Consider the following 19,752-nt stretch of genomic DNA (forward strand, 5'->3'; position numbering starts at 1 on the left):
ATTACTTTGAAAAGATGGAGTATAGTAACGCTTATGGCTATATTTTTGACAGTATCGATATTTAGCCATATTGGAACAGCTGAAGCGGCCACTTCAAGAGTTGCAATCATATCAAAAATGGAAGGCACAGTTGAGGTTCAAAAATCTGGTGGTAAAAAGACACTTAAAGGATTCAAAGGAATGAGCTTGAATCAAGGTGATATCGTAACTACTGGTAAGAAAAGTTCAGTTGTATTGAAATTTTCTAATGGAACATCAGAAGACGATACATTCATATTAGAGAGTAGTACAAAGGTAACTTTTAGTAAGTTGTCTAATAAAAGTGGTACAACAACGAAAGTAAGTATGCTCCAAGGAAAAGCATGGGTCGATGTAAAATCGATTAAAAATAAAGATGATGAATTTGTATTGGAAACTCCGACTGCCATTATGGGTGTGCGAGGCACAAACTTCTTTGTAGGTGTAGATCCTAATACAGGATTACCATCGCTTGCGGTATTGTCGGGAAATGTTAATGTTACAGGAAGCGATAATAATACGGATCAGTTTAATGTCTATCCAGCGTCAGCATTGACTGTAGATAATCAAGCTGGATTAGGAATTATTCCGATCGATAATCAAGTATTAGAGCAAATGTTAGCATCAACGAGTTCTCAAGTGATGCAAATGATCTTGGAAAGCGCACAAAAAATTATAAATGAAAACCAAGAGCTAATGGGATCATTTACAACGACAGCTTTTCCAACGGAAGTTCAGCAATTGCCGCTATCAGAAAATCAATATACTGATAATGTATATAATTTATTGCTTGCATTAGCAGAAGAGGCATCTAAGCAGAATATAATAGATAGAAATCATCTATTAGAATTACAACAAAAAATCAAAGAGCAGCAATTGGCTAATAATGAATTGCATAAAAATCAAGACGATGTTGACTGGGAATTTGAAGCGAAGAAATTAAGTGAGCAACAGCGTTTAGAAAAATTAAAGGCTGAGAAAGCAAAACAAGATGCATTAAAAAAAGACTTTTTAGCTAGCCAACAAAAAGCTAAAGAGGATAAATTGAAGCAGGATCGACTTGATGCATTAGAAAAACTATGGCTTGAGAAGCTTAGCCAAGCTGAAAGAGATAAATATGAACAAGAGAAGCAAGATAGATTAGAAGAGTTGAGCAAGGGAGGAGCATCTACTTCAACACCAACACCAACACCAACACCAACACCAACACCGACACCGACACCGACACCGACGCCGACGCCGACGCCAACAATTACATGGTCAGAAATAGAGAAACCGTTCGATCTTCGTCTTAATCATAATGGTGGTCCTTCAGAATTGAATTACACTCGTGGTAATCTCTTTACGGATCTATCTGTTGATGAGCCAATTGAACTAGAAACTGGCGAGATGTATCTTCAGTTTGGACCAACACCAACGGACGACAACTCGTTGCAAATCGTAGGGGTAACACTAGATGGTAGCTCTCGTGAACTGGATGAAAACGAAGGCATATTCGGTATGTATTTGGATTCTTATGCAACGGAAATGACTTTTTCAGTAACCGTTAAGCACAGTCAAATCGCNAACGGACGACAACTCGTTGCAAATCGTAGGGGTAACACTAGATGGTAGCTCTCGTGAACTGGATGAAAACGAAGGCATATTCGGTATGTATTTGGATTCTTATGCAACGGAAATGACTTTTTCAGTAACCGTTAAGCACAGTCAAATCGCTGGCACACAAGTGTTCAAATTGAATATCTCGACGACTGCACCAATTACTGTACCAATTACATGGTCAGAAATAGAGAAACCGTTCGAACTTCGTCTTAATCATAATGGCGGTCCTTCAGAATTGAATTACACTAGTGGTAATCTCTTTACGGATCTATCTGTTGATGAACCAATTGAACTAGAAACTGGCGAGATGTATCTTCAGTTTGGACCAACACCAACGGACGACAACTCGTTGCAAATCGTAGGGGTAACACTAGATGGTAGCTCTCGTGAACTGGATGAAAACGAAGGCATATTCGGTATGTATTTGGATTCTTATGCAACGGAAATGACTTTTTCAGTAACCGTTAAGCACAGTCAAATCGCTGGCACACAAGTGTTCAAATTGAATGTATCTACTGCTAATTACGAAAGGCCAATTAATATTTTTCGAGGCATAGAGGGAATTTCTGAAGATAGTCTAGTAGACTATACAATTATTGAAGGCGATCAGGAATTTGATTATATTATTACGATAGATAGTCTTGACTTTAGTGATGGATCAGCTCCTTATATAAGATTCGAAAAGGTAAACGATGAAGAATTCGTGATGATAGACGTGAATCGTGGAGGAGATGAATGGGAAGGACTTGAGAGTAATGATGAAACGAATTATCAGGATTACCCATATTCAGCGAGTGATTCGCATCAATATCGCTTAAGGGTCACAAAAGATGGCATGACAGTGACCTATTTAATTATTATTGAAAATATTCAATGGCAAACTATCCAACCTTAAAGTCCACTTTTTGAAGCTCCTTTTAAACGTTGTTTAGATGGATAGTTAGGTGTGACGAATGAATAAGTAATCGTTATAATGAAGGAGACAACTCCCTGCTCGACACTCGAGTAAGGGGACGTCTCCTTTTATACATTACATATGTGCTAGGAGAGATCAGGATGAACTATGTACAAGACATTAACTCTATTATGGAGCAGCTAGATGCCAAGATGCGTGAAAGTATTGGCATGGATACTATTATGATTGAAACAGGTGCATTGTCGAAGCTTGTTCCCTATGTGAAACAACGCGGGATGAAGCGGGTTATGCTTGTTGCGGATAGTAAAACCTATGAAGTAGCAGCAAAGCAATTAGAGCGATACTTTAATGAAGATGGTACTATCGAGGCTACAACTACAATACTTACTGCAAATAAAGTTGGCGATGTCATTGCAGACGAGCAGACTATCGTAGAACTTATATTAGCGATCCAACAGCATGGTCCAGAAGTAGTTATCGCTGTAGGAAGCGGTACGATTCATGATGTCGTGCGTTATGCAGCGCATACGGTATCATTACCGTTCATATCAGTACCAACAGCACCGTCTGTTGATGGCTTCAACTCCAAAGGTGCACCAATCATTATTAGAGGATTCAAAAAAACAATCGTAGCGATTGGTCCGGATGCTGTATTTGCGGATCTAGCTATATTAGTTAAAGCACCTAAGTCACTTATCGCTGCAGGCTTTGGTGATATTCTAGGCAAATATACATCGTTATTCGATTGGAAATTCGGCAACCTTACGAATGATGAGTCGTATCTGCCTATTTCAGATGAAATTACGGTTAACGCACTTCATAAATGTGTACGAGCAGCGGATAGTATTGCTGCGGGAGAAGAAGCGGGTGTTGCACATCTGATGAGTGCGCTTATCGAATCAGGCATTGCAATGTTAATATTCGGGAAGTCGCATCCAGCTTCTGGAGCAGAACATCATCTTTCACACTATTGGGAGATGGAATTTATTAAGCAAGGTTACAAGCAGTTATTGCATGGGGCGAAGGTTGGCGTAAGCTGTATTGTCATCGCTTCGCTATACCATCAATTGGCTGAGCAGGATTTCGGTCTACAGTCAGATGTTAATCCAGCTGTCACGCAACATTGGGGAGAAATTAAGCGATTATTGAATGAGCTTCCAAGTGCGCAAGTATTAACTGATTTACTTAAAAAAGTTGGTGGACCTACAACGATTGCTGAGCTTGGGATCTCACCAGAGCTTTGTAAATTAAGTTTAGAGCAAGCGCACCATATTCGGATTGAGCGTTATACGCTACTACATGCTCACAATACTAAGAAGTAAATTAATAACTTAAATATTGACATTGGAAATTGATATATGGTATATAACTAGTATTAGCACTCAAGTAGACAGAGTGCTAATACAAATTAATGATTGTAGTTGAAGGGAGATTGGAATCACGATGGCTAAACAGCAATTTAAAGCAGAATCCAAACGACTATTGGAGATGATGATTAACTCCATTTACACACAAAAGGAAATTTTCCTTAGAGAATTACTTTCTAATGCAAGTGATGCTATGGATAAAATTTATTATAAGGCGTTAACTGATGATCAATTAGTATTCAATAAAGAGGACTATTTCATCAAAATTTCAATCGATAAAAGTGCTCGTACGGTAACGATTACTGATACGGGTATCGGGATGACGAAGGAAGAGCTAGATAATAATCTAGGCGTTATTGCTAAGAGTGGCTCGCTTGCATTCAAATCAGAAAATGAAGCTCAAGATGGACATAACATTATCGGTCAATTCGGTGTTGGTTTCTATTCTTCATTCATGGTTGCTGATCAGCTAGTTGTAACATCGCGTGCACTAGGCAGTGATGAAGCATATCGCTGGGTTTCTGATGGTGCAGACGGTTATGTGATCGAGGCAGCTGAGAAAGCTACAATTGGTACTGAAATTGTTATGCATATTAAGGAAAACACGGAAGATGAACAATATGATGAGTATCTGGAACAATATCGCTTGAAAGCTATTGTTAAAAAGTACTCTGATTTTATTCGTTATCCGATTAAGATGGATATTGCTTCACAACAACCAAAAGCGGATGCTGAAGGTGAATTTGAAGAGGTTGTGGAAGAAGAAGTACTTAACAGTATGGTACCTCTATGGCGTCGCAACAAAAATGAACTGACAGATGATGATTATAATCTCTTCTATATGGACAAGCGTTATGGCTTCGATAAGCCGTTGAAGCATATTCATATTAGCGCAGATGGGGCTGTTGTATATAATGCCATTCTATTTTTACCTGAAAGCCCACCATATGATTTCTACACGAAGGAATATGAAAAAGGGTTAGAGTTATATTCTAATGGCGTACTAATTATGGAGAAATGCGCTGATCTACTTCCAGACTATTTCGGATTTGTGAAAGGTATGGTTGATTCAGAGGATTTATCGCTTAATATTTCTCGTGAGTTATTACAACATGATCGTCAATTGAAACTAATTGCGAAGAACATTAAAAACAAAATCAAATCTATGCTACAAAGCTTATTGAAAGACGAACGTGAGTCATATGAGAAATTCTATGCATCATTCGGTCGTCAATTGAAATTTGGCGTATACAATGATTATGGTATGCATAAAGACGACTTGCAGGATCTACTATTGTTCACATCTTCCAAAGAAAACCAGCTTGTTAGTCTTGCGGAATATATTGAACGTATGCCAGAAGATCAAAAATATATTTACTATGCAACAGGTGAATCTGTAGCGAGAATCGAAAAATCGCCACAGCTTGAAGTTGTAGTAGATCAAGGCTACGAAGTATTGTATTTAACGGATGATATTGATGAATTTGCTCTTAAGGTAATCCAAAGCTACAAGGAGAAAGAATTCCGTTCGATCTCTAGTGGAGATCTGGGCTTCGATGTGAATAGCAGCGAAGATCAGGAGCAAGCAGATTCTGAGGAAACAAAAGAATTATTTGCTAGTATGCAATCTTTACTTGATGGCAAAATCAAAACGGTTAAAGCTTCGAAACGTTTGAAAAGTCATCCCGTATGTCTTTCTTCCGAAGGCGAGTTGTCCATCGAAATGGAGAAAATCTTGAAAGCAATGCCTGATGCTAATGGTGTTCAAGCGGATAAAGTATTGGAAATCAATATTAATCATGATGTGTTCCGCGCGCTACAACAAGCGTACGGTAGTGATCAAGAGAAATTTGCTCTATATACACAGTTGTTGTATAGCCAAGCTCTACTGATTGAAGGATTATCGATTGAGGATCCTGTTGAGCTGAGCAATAATATCTGTCGCGTAATGGTCTAGGGGTTCGCTTGTGATCACGATGATTATGCTGACGTTCAATATATAGAAAGAGGAAGCAGGGATGGCCCCGTTGGGCTGGTCTCTACTTCCTCTTTTTGTTGATTATTTTTTTGTTGAAGTTTTACTATATTGTCTATTCAAGATTAGTTCGGCACTTAGTAGTTTGCGTTCATAGGGTTGATTCGGGTTGAGAATACGCCAGAATAATTGATCTACGGCACGACTACCTATGATCTCTTTATTCACATTAGCTGTTGCATATAAAGGTAATTCAGGATAGGTATAGTCAAAGCCTGTAAGGATACAATCTAGTGGTACTTGTATGCCGATACTATTTAGTGCCTCGATAGCGAACATTGCGGTAGTATCGTTTGCGCATATAAACACTTCAGGAATCCCATCCTGTTGAACAGCTTCTAGAATTGCGTCTTGTATATGTTCTAAAGTGGGCGAGATTAGTATTGGATTCTGATTCAGCTCGATATTGTGATCTTCTAAAGCAGTACGATAAGCTAACCAGCGTTCATTGAAGCTGTAATTGTTTAAATGTAATGAAATCGAATGAAAATTAACAGCCCGAAAGCTCTGATATACAGGAGCTTCGGGCTATTAGTCGCTTATTTGTAAAATTAACTCTTTCCGTTCTCATCAATAACTATGGGGGAATTCTGTCTGCAGTAGCCTTTTTTTATGGAATCAACCCACCGGTTACATAGAAACATCTCTTTATAGGTCTGAGTTTGAAATTTGGTATCAATACTAATGAATTGGTATATAGAGTAATATTAAGCCAATTTATACTAATAGATAAGCGTTGGCATTAGTCGTCGCACTAAATGGGGGTGATCAGCTTGTATCGTATAATATCTGTTATTTTGTTGGTGTGCATGGGAGTCTCTTTATTTTCAGCGGGAACATATGCGAATAGCGAGGTGAATGTGTCAAAGTTACTTCATAGCGAAGAGAATATGGGCGTAGCACAAGTTAGCTATTCAGACATGTCGGGTCACTGGGCTTCTGAAGCTGCAAGTAATCTCGGAAAGGTAGGTATAATTAAAGGCTTACCTAATGGAGAGTTTCATCCAGATCAACCGATAAGTCGAGCTGAATTCGCGGTGATGCTTTACCGCATATTTGGTTATGTTGAAGAAGGCGTCGAGCCATTTACGGATGTTAACACTTCAGATTGGTATGCTGATGAAGTAGCTAAAGTACACGAAGCTGGCATTATTACCGGATATTTGGATGGGAGCTTTCGACCTAAGGATAACATCATAAGACAGGATGCGGCAATTATGATTGTACGTGCCATGCATCTGGACGATTATTCCAGTAATGCAGATCTTGGAGGCTTCTTGGACGCCAATACGATAGGAGATTATGCGCAATTTGCTGTTAAGAAAGCAGTATCTGAAGGATATTTGCATGGAGATGTCAACAGCATGCTTAATCCTATAGCCGCGTTAACAAGGGGCGAGGCTGTTGTCCTCTTGGATCGAGCATTTCGTTGGTTTGGATACAAAGCAGACAATTACAATGTAGCAGAGATTCAAGGTAATGCAGTTATTCAGAGTGCGGATATTGGACTTAGTAATACAGTTATCCATGGTAATCTTTATATCACTGAAGGTGTTGGAGAAGGAGATGTCTTCTTCGATCGGGTTACAGTTAAAGGAGCTACAATCATTGAGGGAGGCGGCATTAATTCCATTCATTTCAGTGAATCGCATCTAGAGGGTGTCGTGTTGAACAAAAAAGGGAAGGGAGTTCGTTTGGTGTTAGATACGGGCTCCTCTGTGAAATGGATATTGATGGAAAGAAAAGCTCTAATCGATGTATTAGTAGGCTCAAAAGTTGACGATGTGCAGATTGCTGATGAAGGCTATGGTTCGGTAATCAGTAACACTGGATTTATTGGTCGGCTTCGTGTCAATGCTGATGGTGTAACTTTGAATGGTAAAGTGCTGGTGAAAGGGGCAGATTTTCAACCGAACGAGGTGAACGACAATAATTCTATAGATACATCTTCTGCTCCAAGTACTAAACCTTCCGTTCCTGGTACTATTCCTACTCCAGCTCCCAGTCCTGGTAATGAAGTGGACGATTGGAATCTAGTATGGAATGACGAGTTTAATGGAAATGCAATAGATACAACAAAATGGAATGTGGAGCATACTGGAACTGTCTACAACAATGAACTTGAATATTATCATTCAGACAATGTAAGGCTAGCAAAGGATGGAGATAAAGGCGTATTACAGCTAACAGCACTTAAACAGGAGTATGGTGGGCGTAACTACACTTCTGGTAAAGTCACTTCAAAGCTGAAAGGTGATTGGACATACGGGAAATTTGTAGTTAAAGCAAAACTACCAGTGCAACAAGGTATGTGGCCAGCAATTTGGATGATGCCGACAGACGAGTTTGAGCAGTACGGACCTTGGCCTGGAAGCGGTGAGATGGATATTATGGAGTTAACGGGACCGGTTGCGAGTGATGCAGATCATGCAGATAAGTACCCTCGTACTGTTCATGGCTCTATTCATTATGATAGCCCTCATACTATGCAAACAAAAGAATATGTACTACCTGAGGGACAGACATTCAATGACGATTATCATGAATTCACAATGGAATGGCTACCAGGGCTGATTCGATATTATGTAGATGGACACTTATTTTTTGAGAGCAGTGACTGGGGAACGAAAAGGGAAGGGCAGCCGGAGTACTACACATATCCAGCGCCGTTCGATCGTCCGTTTTACATGATTATGAATCTTGCTGTAGGGGGAGATTGGCCAGGAGATCCAAGGGATGACTTTGAGAGTGATCAGATGTTTATCGATTATGTTCGTGTCTATGAGTATAAAAACCTTGATCTATGGCCTGATGTGACAGGGAATAGACCAGATCCATCAAATGGTATTACAGCACAGCGCGAGCCACTTGCTGATGGCAATCAGATTTATAATGGAATTTTCAATGAGGGCGCGAATAATAATAATGTGCCTAACGACTGGGAGTTTATAGTAAATGAAAACGGTGACGGAAGTGTTTCAATTGTTGATGATCAAGTCAAAGGTAAGGCTGCAAAAGTTGAAGTAACGTCCGCAGGAGATCAACTCTATTCGATACAATTGACGCAGCAACCGATCTTCTTAAAAAAAGGTAAGACCTATAAGGTAACATTCGATGCTAAGGCGGATGCAGATCGTTCCATTATGACTAAGCTAACTGAGTTCGGTGGCGAATGGAAAGCTTATTCGGAGGAACATACATTCGAGTTAACTAATCAATGGCAGAGTTATGAATACACATTTAAAATGGAGGACATGACTGACAATAACGCTCGATTTGAGTTCAATCTAGGATTAAACACGATTGCGTCTTACTTTACGAATGTAAAGGTGACAGAAACAGATGGGGTTAAAGAACCGCGTAAACCTCTTAAAGACGGTAACTTGATCTATAATGGTAACTTTGATTTAGGACAAGAACGATTAGCATTTTGGGAGTTTTCAACATTGAATGAAGCGGAAGCGCTAGCATCTGTGACAAATGATTTGGCATTACCATATATGCAACGGATATTGAAGGTGAATATTGCAAATGGTGGATCATCACTTAATGACGTGAAGCTCGTTCATAAGGATCTTCCACTTAAGGAAGGCGCGTCTTATATGCTTACTTTTGACGCTAAGGCAGATACCAATCGACCGATCCACATTGCATTAGATGCTGGTACGACTGAGGGCGTAGAGTATATAAGCGGATCAGAGATCAAGTTAACAACGGAAATGCAATCCTATACGATCGATATGAAAATTTTGGAGGGAGCTAATGCATCTTCATCCAATCTTGAGTTTCTGCTAGGAGAACATGCAGGTACTGTAGCCATCGATAATGTTAGATTAATTCTACGATATTCTCCTTCCGAGAATGAAGGCAAAAGCTATTTGCATACGGCTGCCCATTCATATTGGGCTATGGATGGAGTAACACTTATAGCTGGTAGTGAAGGAGGTATGAATGTAACCGATTTCGATGCAGATGATTATGTGAAATACAAACAAAAAGTAAACAGTGGTACTTATATTCCGATGGTTCGAGTGAAAGGTAATGATGTTGGATCAAAAATCACTTTAAGTATTTGGAATGAAGACGAAGAGCAAATAGCTGTTGTTAACGCAAATATTGATGACAATAATCTAGATGGAGTATATAAGACAATAATATTTCCAAAGCTTGAATTGCTTGAAGGCGTTCATATTTTTAAAGTAGAAGGAACTGACTTTGACCTTGCATGGCTTGAGCTGTCAGAGGACTTGACTGTTAACGGTAGTTTCCAAGAAAATTCTAATGACTGGGAATTGTTTAAGATGGATTGGGAACAGACAGATCCTGTTAAAAGCACAGTTATGCAAGTAGAAGACGGGCAATTAAAGGTTAAACTAGGCGGCCCAGGAACTGAACCATGGCATGTACAGTTGAAGCAACCTGGTATTCCGATGCAGTCAGGAAAGGTATACAGACTGTATTTTGAAGCAGCATCTGATGTATCACGAGATATTGTTGCCCTAGTGCAGCATGATGGTACACATGATGGAAATTGGGCGACGTATCTGGAAAACCAAATAGAGTTGACTTCCGATATGACGGAATTTGAATACTATTTTGTTATGCCTTCCGACGAGTCTGCCGCCGTACTACAATTCAGTATGGGGAAGCTGGGCAGCATTGAGGGTGAACATACCGTTACTCTGGATAATATTTCTCTGATTCAAGTTAATCCGGTAAGCGTAGGTATAGTAGATGATGGTAATCTAATTCCCAATGGTGATTTTACGACTGGAATAAAAGGCTGGAATAGCTATTCGACGGAAAATGATGAATTATCTATTCAGCATGAGGATGGCGTACTACGAATTGACGTAGCCATGGCAGGTTCGAATAGTTGGGATCGTCAAATTTACTATGAGGGTTTGCCCTATAACAAGGGGGATAGATACAAATTGACGTTTACATCCAAGTCCACGATTGACCGCAAAATGAATATTAGTGTAGGTTGGTTGGATGAAGTGAATAATTATACTTGGAATGGGTATGGCAGTGAGATTATTGATTTGGGTACCGAGTATGAGACTTACACTTTCTACTTCGATGTAGAGCCAGATGGTACGAGTATCGGAAGAATTACTTTTGAGTTAGGAAAAATCGATGAACTTGACGGGGCTGCATCGGTATATATCGATAACATTAACTTAGTTAATGAGGGACCTATACCGGGTAGTTAAACTAGTGTTATTTTCCAATAGGCGATCGATTCTCGTGTTATTTCGAGGAAAGATCGCCTTGTTTTCATGCAGGCGCTTGGAAAGATGGAATTCACACGTTTTATTGGTTAGTGTTGTACTAGGTGGAGAGCATATAATAATTGAATTTTTTAGGCTTATGACAAACTTCCTCGAGTTTTCCTAACGTCTTTAAATTCCTGAGGGGTAAGTCCACTATATTCTTTGAATAGCTTAATAAAGTAGTGCGCGTTAGAATAACCCAACTGCTCAGATATTTCATAGATTTTGAACGATGTATGAGTGAGAAGATAGGTAGCCCTTTCCATTTTCGCTGAAAATATATAATCACTGATACGTTTACCTGTCTCAGATTTGAAGATTTTCGATAAATAGACAGGGTGTAGATTTACATGATCTGCTATAGAATGAAGTGATACATAGTGGAGGTTATCGTCTACAAACCCTTTTACCCCGGCTATGATCGATGAGCGCCGATCTTTACGGTCGGAGTCAAAATGTTTTTTTAGCTGCGCTAAGACCCCTAAAGCCCAGTCTTTAAGTTGCTCTGGTGTATGTATAGTACGGTTCTCAAGATGAGGTAGTCCTATTATCTCTCCAAGCAGCTTGTTGTTCCGGTGAGCGAAATAAAAGAAAGCAGCCTCTAGTAAATATTTAGATTCTTGAACATGCTCGTGTGAAAGTTCTTCACGGCTTCCTAATTCTAAGGAAATGGCTACTATTTTTTCTTCAAGAGCATCCCAGTTATTCGTTTCAAATAAATGAAACAGCGTAGGGGGTTCGTATAAAGATTGTAATGTTGGTGTGTCGGGCAGGTTTACTTCTTCCGCTACGCTGGACAAATAAACACCTGTCTCTGGACCGATGCGTTGATGGACCGTGGTGACAGCCGACTGATAAAGTGTACGAGTTTTTAACGGAATTGGTCCCCAGCCAGTCGTAACGACTGAAATATCTCCACCAATAATGCTACTTACGTTTTTTTGAAGCTGATAAGCAGCATTTTTCAGAAGATTATCCTCGTTACCAGCATTTATAGAAGGTTTAGGTGAAATTAGAAATACAAGATAATCATGACTATCCTTGCAAGACCAAAAATGGAAGTGTTCCTGAAGTAATTCATTTGCAATATTTACGATAGCGTATTCAAACAACAAAAGACTATTCAAATCCTGTCTTTGAAAGAAATCTTCAAGCCGAACGACAAGCAACGAGGTCGTATCGCCAATAGAAAAAGGAAGATCAAATTTGTCGGTGTTTTCCGCAAACTGGGAATCTGAAATTTTTCTGCCTCGCAGTAAATCATTCAAAAACTTATCCCGTAGTAGCGGTAGTTGCTCATGTAGCGTTTGCATAGATCGTTGATATGAAGCCAAACTCTCCCATTCCTGATGTATTTCCTGTTGTAGCTCGAGTAATGAATGAATAAGTTGTTCAGTAGTGATTGGTTTTAGCAGATAGCCACTTGCCTGACGTTCAATTGCCTGCTTTGCATAATCAAAATCGGCATAGCCTGTCAGTAAAAGGCACTTAATATTTTTCCAACTACTGCGAATCTGCTCGATTAATTGTATGCCGGACATTTGCGGCATGTTAATGTCCGTAATGACAATATCGATTGGATGTTTTTGAAGAATTTCGAGTGCCGCCATTCCTGAATATGCGATATGTACTTGGTCAAATCCGAGTTCTTGCCAAGGTATTGTAATGGATAGGTCATCCACAACATAGGGTTCATCATCTACGAGCAATATTTGTAGCATCCTTTACCTCTTTCTCTCTATTTGGAGCGTCATCAATATGTTACCTAGATCGGATGTTTAGATGGTAAGATATATTCGATAGAGTCACTAAATAATAATAAATTGATTTTATATAATAAGTAGAATAATGAAAGAGCTTACACTGAACATTATAGGTGGTGCCCTTATTTGTCAAATCTTAATTTGAATAGTCATTTGGAAAGTTGTTAAATTGTTATAGGGTAAATACATTTGTTATTTATGTGCAAATTTTTAGAGGCTATAATTCAACTAGCGACCCTTTTTCAATTGTAGAAGAAGGAGTTATTTATAGGGGGCTGAATATATGAAGAAGCAGAAGTTGTTTCAAGCTGCAATACTAATGATTATGATATTCGGATTTGCATTAATGGCTTGCAGTACTAGTTCTGAAGAAAATAATACTGTAAGAAATAAAGGCGCTAATCAGGTAGATTCCGAAAATTTGAACGCGGATTCTAATGCTAATAAGGAGAATGAGACGATGGAAGTGGAGGTTAATACAAATATGAACGTGGATGTTTATGAAAAGGCAAAAATGATTGGAAAAGCAGTCAACCTCGGTAATGCACTTGAGGCACCTTATGAAGGTGCATGGGATATGGTGATTAAGGAAGAATATTTTGAGCTGATCAAGGAGAAAGGTTTCGATTCTGTTCGAGTTCCTATACGATTTTCAAATAAAACGACACAGGAATCTCCCTACACAGTGGACGAGACCTTCATGAAGCGTGTTGACTGGGTTATAGAACAAAGCTTAATGCAGGGGGTAAATGTCATCGTAGATTTACATCACTTTGACGAAATGTTAGCTGACCCATTTGCTAATAAGGATCGTTTTCTTTCAATTTGGAAGCAGATTTCTAGCAGATATAGTAGTCAACCAGAAAATGTTTTTTATGAGATCCTTAATGAACCGAATGGATTGATAACCGCGAATTTATGGAATGAATACTTGTTGGAGGCGGTAGAGGTAATTCGTGAGCATGATCCTCAACGTACTTTAATTATCGGTGGCGTGGAGTGGAATGGTATTGATGGGCTTTATAAACTTAAGCTTCCAGAAGAAGATCGAAATATTATTGCTACATTCCATTATTATGGTCCGATGTTTTTCACTCATCAAGGAGCTGAATGGATGACGGCTGAATATGGTACTACTGGGCTAGTATGGCCGGGACCTCCGGAAACTCCGGTTGAACCTAATGAAGCTGCTAAGCAGATCGATTGGGTTAACAATTTCTTCAATGATTATAATACAAAAACTGCAGGCGATAATCCAGCGAGCAAGGAAGCACTAATTCGAGATTTAGAGCGTGCAGCAGAGTGGGGAAAAACATATGATCGTCCATTGTTTATGGGGGAATTTGGTGCTTATCGAACAGCGGATCTTGCTTCCCGAGTGGCCTGGACAAAAACGGTACGTTTGGAAGCTGAACGACTTGGGATTTCTTGGGCTTATTGGGAGTTTGGTGCTGGTTACGGAGTGTATGATCGCTCAGCAGCTAAGTGGAATGAGGAATTAATAGAGGCACTTTTCTCATCTCAATAAACGCAGAGGGGGAAGAACAGATGATTATGATATTAAAGAAACCTTTAGCTATTGTTTTGACAGCTGCATTGTTTATTACATCTCTTGTAGCCTGTGGAGGTGGAAGGAATAAAAATGAGTTGAGTAGCACTGATGCTTCCTTTTATTCAGCTAAGTTTGAGGATGGTAAATATGTTGAGCCTGTTACGATTACGACGGTTTTTCCAATCGCAACGAATATGAAATTCAAAAATGGTGAAAATCTTGAAAATAATGTTCACACGAAATGGGCAAAAGAAACGCTAGGAATTGATATTAAATATTTGTGGACAGTAGGTGAGCAGAATGATGCATATGCAACAAAAATTCGTCTGATGTTATCCTCTGGGCAGGATTTTCCAGATATGATTGTTTTTCGGGGAGATAATAAGCTTATCAATGATTTAATCGATAGCGGTCAGTTTAGCGATGTTGGAGAGTTGTTCGATAAATATGCATCGGATACTTACAAGGCGGCGATGGCAGAAGATTCAACGGTTTGGAACCCATATATTCGTAATGGCGTAAAAATGGGGATTCCTATTTTGGAGAATGCCTATAATAGTGATCCTGTTATGTATATACGGGAGGATTGGCTCAATAAATTGAGTTTAAAGGCGCCGGAAACTCTTGAGGAGCTTGAAATTGTATTAGAGGCTTTTACTAATGGCGATCCTGATGGGAACAATATGAATGATACGATAGGGCTCTCGATAGGCTTCAAAAACAATTTAAATACATGGATGTCAGATACAGGCTGGTTGTTTGGAATGTTCGGTACAATGCCTAACCAATGGAATGTAGGGATAGATGGTAGTTTACAATATGGTTCTATTCAACCAGAGATGAAGCCTGCTCTTCGGAAACTGCAAGAATGGATGGCGAAGGGGTATATTTCCGCAGAAGCTGGTTTGTACGATGAAGTAAGAGCTACAGAGTTATTCACAGAAGGAACTGCAGGAATTATAGTTGGCCCCTATTGGATGACAGGCTGGCCAATCACGCAGCTTAAGGCTAATGATTCTAATTCCGAGTATAAGCCATATCCATTACCAGCTGGTCCTGAAGGTAAGATTGGTCGTCATGGTACAGCAATCGGTGCTGGAGCTGTTTTAATCAATAAAAATATGAAAAATAAAGATGCATTTTTTGTTTATCAAAATTATTTTTATGATCATTGGGCAAATCCAGATGGAGAAGGGCCATTCTCTATTGGTTTTGCAGAAGGATATGATTACACTATTGGTCCTAATGGAGAAGTACTCAGTGAACAAGAAAGGGATTTGATCCCCGGAGGATGGGTCGATGCAATCCGCTATACACTAACCTTTGATGGAGCCATTATTCCTTCCTTGCGTATTAATGGACTTGCGAAACTAGCTAATGGGGAACAGCCATCAACTCCGTATGAGCAGACATTAGTTTATACATTACCTGAACAAATGCAGGCTGCGAAGATTGTCATCGATCAAAAGGATTCAGTCATCATGAATATGTTTTCAGGTTCACCTACTCCGACTCAGATTTTAAAAGGTGATATACTGAAAAAGTTTGAGGAAGACATATTAAATAAAATTATTTACGGTGAGGCCTCTATCGATGAATTTGATTCTTTTGTTGAAAAATACAATGCTTTTGGAGGAGAGCAGATTACGAAGGAAGTAAACGAATGGTATGACTCTATTAAATTATATGACTAATCTACTTGAAGAGCGGCCAATCAGGCCGCTCTTTTTTGCTAGTATTTGCGAATTTAAGAGAGTTAGTTAGTATCCTCTAAGTCAACGACCACATATGATTGATTATCAACTAATGAGATCTGTAGCATATTGCTCCTCATGCAATTGAATTGTAATCGTATAACATGTTCCTTCTAATAATCCAGATGTAATGGAGAGTCCGGCCTGCATGTCAAAATAGAGCTTAAGACGTTGATGAACATTACGAATCCCTACTCCAGAAATATTTTCTGAGATTACGGATTCGGCCATACGTTGCTTAACTAAAGATAGCTTTTCATCATCCATACCTACCCCATTATCAATAATTAAAATGTGTAGAGCCTGCTCAACTTTTTCGACTTTTATCTCGATATGTCCGGGATTGATGGATGTCTCAATACCATGTTGAATACAATTTTCAACAAGCGGCTGAATAATCATCTTAGGAAGCGGATAATTGCTTATATCGCTTGGAATTTCTATCGAAAAGGACAAAGCACGCTTTCGAAGTTTTATGACAGATAAGTAATGTTCAACGAAATTAAGCTCATCCTTAATCGTTGAATCTATACAATCTATTTTATGGCTATAGCGATAATAAGCTCCGAGATGAAGCGTCATGGCAGATATCGATTCATAATCCTCCATGGCAGCCTTGCTTTGTATGTAATGTAAGCTGTTGTATAGAAAATGAGGGTTGATTTGAGCTTGATATTGCTTTAATCGAGCTTCTTTCACCTCTAATTCACCAAATAGAACCTGTTCAATAAGCTTTTGTGTATTTTCCGCCATTCGGTTAAAGGAAATACCTAGCATTCTGAATTCTTCAGGGTTGGAATCACTTACACGACTTGAAAAGTCGCCGCGTTCAAATCGACCTATAGCTTTTCTTAATGTAACAATCGGAGTTTTAACTTGCCTTTTTAGTAGAAGGCTGTAAATAAGTGAAATCATTAGTAAAACAATGATCGCAACAATGAAAAGAGTATTATTTTGAGAAATCGTTTTAACAAATTGTCTTTTAGGATGATAATCAATAAAATACAAATCTAGCATGTCGGATTTCATATAACTAAGCAAATACTCCGTACCGTTCTCGTTTACTGTCAAAAAACCATTATCGTCTTTTATTAGTGGAATGATTCTGCTAATACTATCATCCAGTGGTGCACGTGTCTCAACTTGGATGATCACATTACTGTTAGAATCATAAAGCATCGGTGTCCCTGACGTATATTGCTGCATCATTTTACGGAGATTATCTAATGATACTCTCGTTTCGATGAATAGCGGGGCAATATGACTTTGCGTTAAATTCGAATAATAACCAATACCATCCTCGTTCATGTTCAAAATCCACTTGTTAAATGGCTGATCTGGAAGGTTATAGTGGGTAACGCTATCCGAAGAATCAGATGAAATCGTTTCCGAAAAATCAGGGTAGTACAAAGTAATTATATTATTCCAAAAAGTAGATGCTCTGTTCAGCGTCAGCTTGTCAATAATAGCTAACTTTATTTCATATTTGGAATATTGGTCACCGAACTGCAATGCATAAGGATACTTTCTAACCGACGGATCCTCAGACATTGTAATAGTATTCATTAGTACTTGCTCAAATTGAGTTGAAAGTTGAAATGTCATAAATTTAATTTCAGACATTTTATTTTTTTTAAGTTCATTTTGAATGTCATTAACATTAAGTCGAAAGATAATCCAGAAAACAACAATTATTAATAAGAACATGAGTAATACACCTAATAGCAACTTCCTAAAAATTGATATTCCCTTTTTCATTTTCAAACTCCTCCAGAAAATCTAGTGTGAGTATCTCTTGTTTTGAGCTTACATACTCATTCGCAATATGTAAATAAGCAAACAACTCTAAAATAGCAAATGTTTATTTATTGTTATGGAGTTTAAATAGTTGTTATAGTAGCACCGCTATACGTTAGTGTACGATTAATATTGTTAATACATGAGATATCAAAACGCACTAATGATATTGCAAAGCATAACAATAAGTTACATGTTATGAGAGTACACTTCAAGTACGTAACATCATTTGTCTATTTTGCTAGTGCACCAAAAAAATGGGGGGTAAAATAATGCGTCAATTGAAAGGGTTTTCATTGTTATTGCTATGTCTAGTAATGGTACTTACAGCTTGTGGTGGTGGAAATGGTGGTTCAACGAATACAACTCCAACGCCAACACCTGCTAATGTTGAAGATGCAATAACGGATCCAACCGAACAACTAGAGGATGTACCAAATCTTGATGGTCGTGTTATTAAGATTGCAGCTTGGTGGGATCTAACACCACAAGGAGAAACGCAATCAGAAATTAACAGATTGGAAAAAATCGCAGAGGTAGAGAAGAAATACAATGTGGAAATTGAATTTGTAACGGTTCCATATGAAGAAGTGATACCTAACTTAACAAATAGTGTTCTTAGTGGCGAGCCATTTGTCGATATTGTACAGCTTGAGTACGATGCAGCATTACCACTTATTAAGCAAGGTCTAATTCTTCCTATTAGTGAATTTACGGATTCTACTAGCAATATTAACAATGAGGGTAATTTGATTGAAAAATATCCACCGATCGCGGGTGAATATTATGCGTTTGAAAGTCCAAACTCTTTAGGTGCAGGCGTCCACTATAATCGTGATTTGTTCAAACAACTTGGTCTTCCAGATCCCAAGGAATTGTATGCAAATGGCGAGTGGACATGGGATAAATTTTTAGAAATTGCCAAACTAGCTACTAGAGATACGGATAATGACGGTAAAACTGATGTGTATGGCTTCTCAACATGGGGGCTTGATGCGTACAGACAATTCGCAGCTTCTAACGGAGTACGTATTGCCGACGAGGAGAATTTAGTCGAAGAACTTTCGAGTGCTGGTTCTATCGAAACAGGCGAGTTCTTGAATAAATTATATAACGTTGACAAAGTTGTGAAAATTGGCACTGGTGATCCAATGGATTGGAATGAATACCATACATTCAAAGATGGTGATGTAGCAATGTTCACTACAGCTGAATGGAATCTGAAAGATCTAAGTTTCGATTTTGGTATTGTACCAATTCCTAAAGGTCCTAATCAATTACCTAACTACACATATGCTGATTATCTAAGAAATGCGAAATTTATCAGTAAAGGTGTAAAAGATGCAGCTCTAGTATACAAAATCTATGAAGAAACATTAGATATCCCAATGCTCGAAGAATTTTCAGGTCAAGAATACTTAGAAAGTATCTATGGTTTTGAAGATGATGTAGAAATGCTTCGCGAACATATTGCTGGTACTGGATTAATTATACTTGATAAAGCATTCCCTGACTTCCCTTTATGGCCATTTGTTAACGATATTATTGTTAACAAAGTGTCTCCTGCGGTAGCAGCTGAGACATACAAAGCACAGGCAGAAGCTGCAATGAAAATGCTTAATAATTAATTGAAATAGCTAATGAAGAAAAGGGGAGTCATTTATGCCTTCCC

General features: G+C 38.6%; 11 protein-coding genes. 8 read left to right on the forward strand and 3 right to left on the reverse strand.

What is annotated here, in order from left to right:
* Positions 1-180: 180 nt before the first annotated feature.
* The 4 genes from AC1TPB_RS16135 (at position 181) to htpG (ending at position 5,860) form a co-directional block, all read left to right on the forward strand.
* Entirely contained in the window at positions 181-1,632 is a 1,452-nt protein-coding gene (locus AC1TPB_RS16135; protein ID WP_482077512.1) for a FecR family protein, read from the forward strand.
* Entirely contained in the window at positions 1,601-2,515 is a 915-nt protein-coding gene (locus AC1TPB_RS16140) for a hypothetical protein (RefSeq protein ID WP_482077442.1), read from the forward strand. The genes AC1TPB_RS16135 and AC1TPB_RS16140 overlap by 32 nt, the downstream gene beginning before the upstream one ends.
* A 161-nt stretch (positions 2,516-2,676) precedes the next feature.
* Entirely contained in the window at positions 2,677-3,858 is a 1,182-nt protein-coding gene (locus tag AC1TPB_RS16145; RefSeq protein ID WP_482077443.1) for a sn-glycerol-1-phosphate dehydrogenase, read from the forward strand.
* A 121-nt stretch (positions 3,859-3,979) separates the two neighbouring features.
* The gene (gene htpG / locus AC1TPB_RS16150) at positions 3,980-5,860 is read left to right on the forward strand and encodes a molecular chaperone HtpG (RefSeq protein ID WP_482077444.1); all 1,881 of its coding nucleotides are present in this window, start codon (positions 3,980-3,982) and stop codon (positions 5,858-5,860) included.
* Between the two features lie 102 nt (positions 5,861-5,962).
* Here the strand turns inward: htpG and AC1TPB_RS16155 are convergent, their stop codons facing one another.
* A complete protein-coding gene (locus AC1TPB_RS16155) occupies positions 5,963-6,418 on the reverse strand; it encodes a substrate-binding domain-containing protein (protein ID WP_482077513.1) in 456 nt (151 codons plus the stop codon).
* Positions 6,419-6,798: 380 nt separating this feature from the next.
* On the opposite strand from AC1TPB_RS16155, the gene AC1TPB_RS16160 reads away from it, so the two are divergent.
* Entirely contained in the window at positions 6,799-11,154 is a 4,356-nt protein-coding gene (locus AC1TPB_RS16160) for a carbohydrate binding domain-containing protein (RefSeq protein ID WP_482077445.1), read from the forward strand.
* Positions 11,155-11,309: 155 nt separating this feature from the next.
* On the opposite strand, the gene AC1TPB_RS16165 is transcribed toward AC1TPB_RS16160, so the two are convergent.
* A complete protein-coding gene (locus AC1TPB_RS16165; protein WP_482077446.1) occupies positions 11,310-12,935 on the reverse strand; it encodes a response regulator in 1,626 nt (541 codons plus the stop codon).
* Between the two features lie 325 nt (positions 12,936-13,260).
* On the opposite strand from AC1TPB_RS16165, the gene AC1TPB_RS16170 reads away from it, so the two are divergent.
* Positions 13,261-14,505: a glycoside hydrolase family 5 protein gene (locus AC1TPB_RS16170; RefSeq protein ID WP_482077447.1), complete on the forward strand. Its 1,245-nt coding sequence runs from the start codon at positions 13,261-13,263 to the stop codon at positions 14,503-14,505.
* 20 nt (positions 14,506-14,525) lie between these two features.
* Positions 14,526-16,223: an extracellular solute-binding protein gene (locus tag AC1TPB_RS16175; RefSeq protein WP_482077448.1), complete on the forward strand. Its 1,698-nt coding sequence runs from the start codon at positions 14,526-14,528 to the stop codon at positions 16,221-16,223.
* A gap of 105 nt (positions 16,224-16,328) precedes the next feature.
* Here AC1TPB_RS16175 and AC1TPB_RS16180 read toward each other — a convergent pair whose 3' ends face one another.
* Positions 16,329-18,041: a sensor histidine kinase gene (locus AC1TPB_RS16180; protein ID WP_482077449.1), complete on the reverse strand. Its 1,713-nt coding sequence runs from the start codon at positions 18,039-18,041 to the stop codon at positions 16,329-16,331.
* 311 nt (positions 18,042-18,352) lie between these two features.
* On the opposite strand from AC1TPB_RS16180, the gene AC1TPB_RS16185 reads away from it, so the two are divergent.
* Positions 18,353-19,708, forward strand: coding sequence for an ABC transporter substrate-binding protein (locus tag AC1TPB_RS16185; RefSeq protein WP_482077450.1), 1,356 nt, complete (start codon positions 18,353-18,355; stop codon positions 19,706-19,708).
* Positions 19,709-19,752: the final 44 nt, after the last annotated feature.

The organism is Paenibacillus sp. Y951, from assembly GCF_056786395.1.

Bases quoted from the DNA above. Each gene is read 5' to 3' on its own strand.
- AC1TPB_RS16145 (WP_482077443.1), top strand. From the start codon at position 2,677: ATGAACTATGTACAAGACATTAACTCTATTATGGAGCAGCTAGATGCC.
- htpG (WP_482077444.1), top strand. From the start codon at position 3,980: ATGGCTAAACAGCAATTTAAAGCAGAATCCAAACGACTATTGGAGATG.
- AC1TPB_RS16165 (WP_482077446.1), bottom strand. From the start codon at position 12,935: ATGCTACAAATATTGCTCGTAGATGATGAACCCTATGTTGTGGATGAC.
- AC1TPB_RS16170 (WP_482077447.1), top strand. From the start codon at position 13,261: ATGAAGAAGCAGAAGTTGTTTCAAGCTGCAATACTAATGATTATGATA.
- AC1TPB_RS16175 (WP_482077448.1), top strand. From the start codon at position 14,526: ATGATTATGATATTAAAGAAACCTTTAGCTATTGTTTTGACAGCTGCA.
- AC1TPB_RS16180 (WP_482077449.1), bottom strand. From the start codon at position 18,041: ATGAAAAAGGGAATATCAATTTTTAGGAAGTTGCTATTAGGTGTATTA.
- AC1TPB_RS16185 (WP_482077450.1), top strand. From the start codon at position 18,353: ATGCGTCAATTGAAAGGGTTTTCATTGTTATTGCTATGTCTAGTAATG.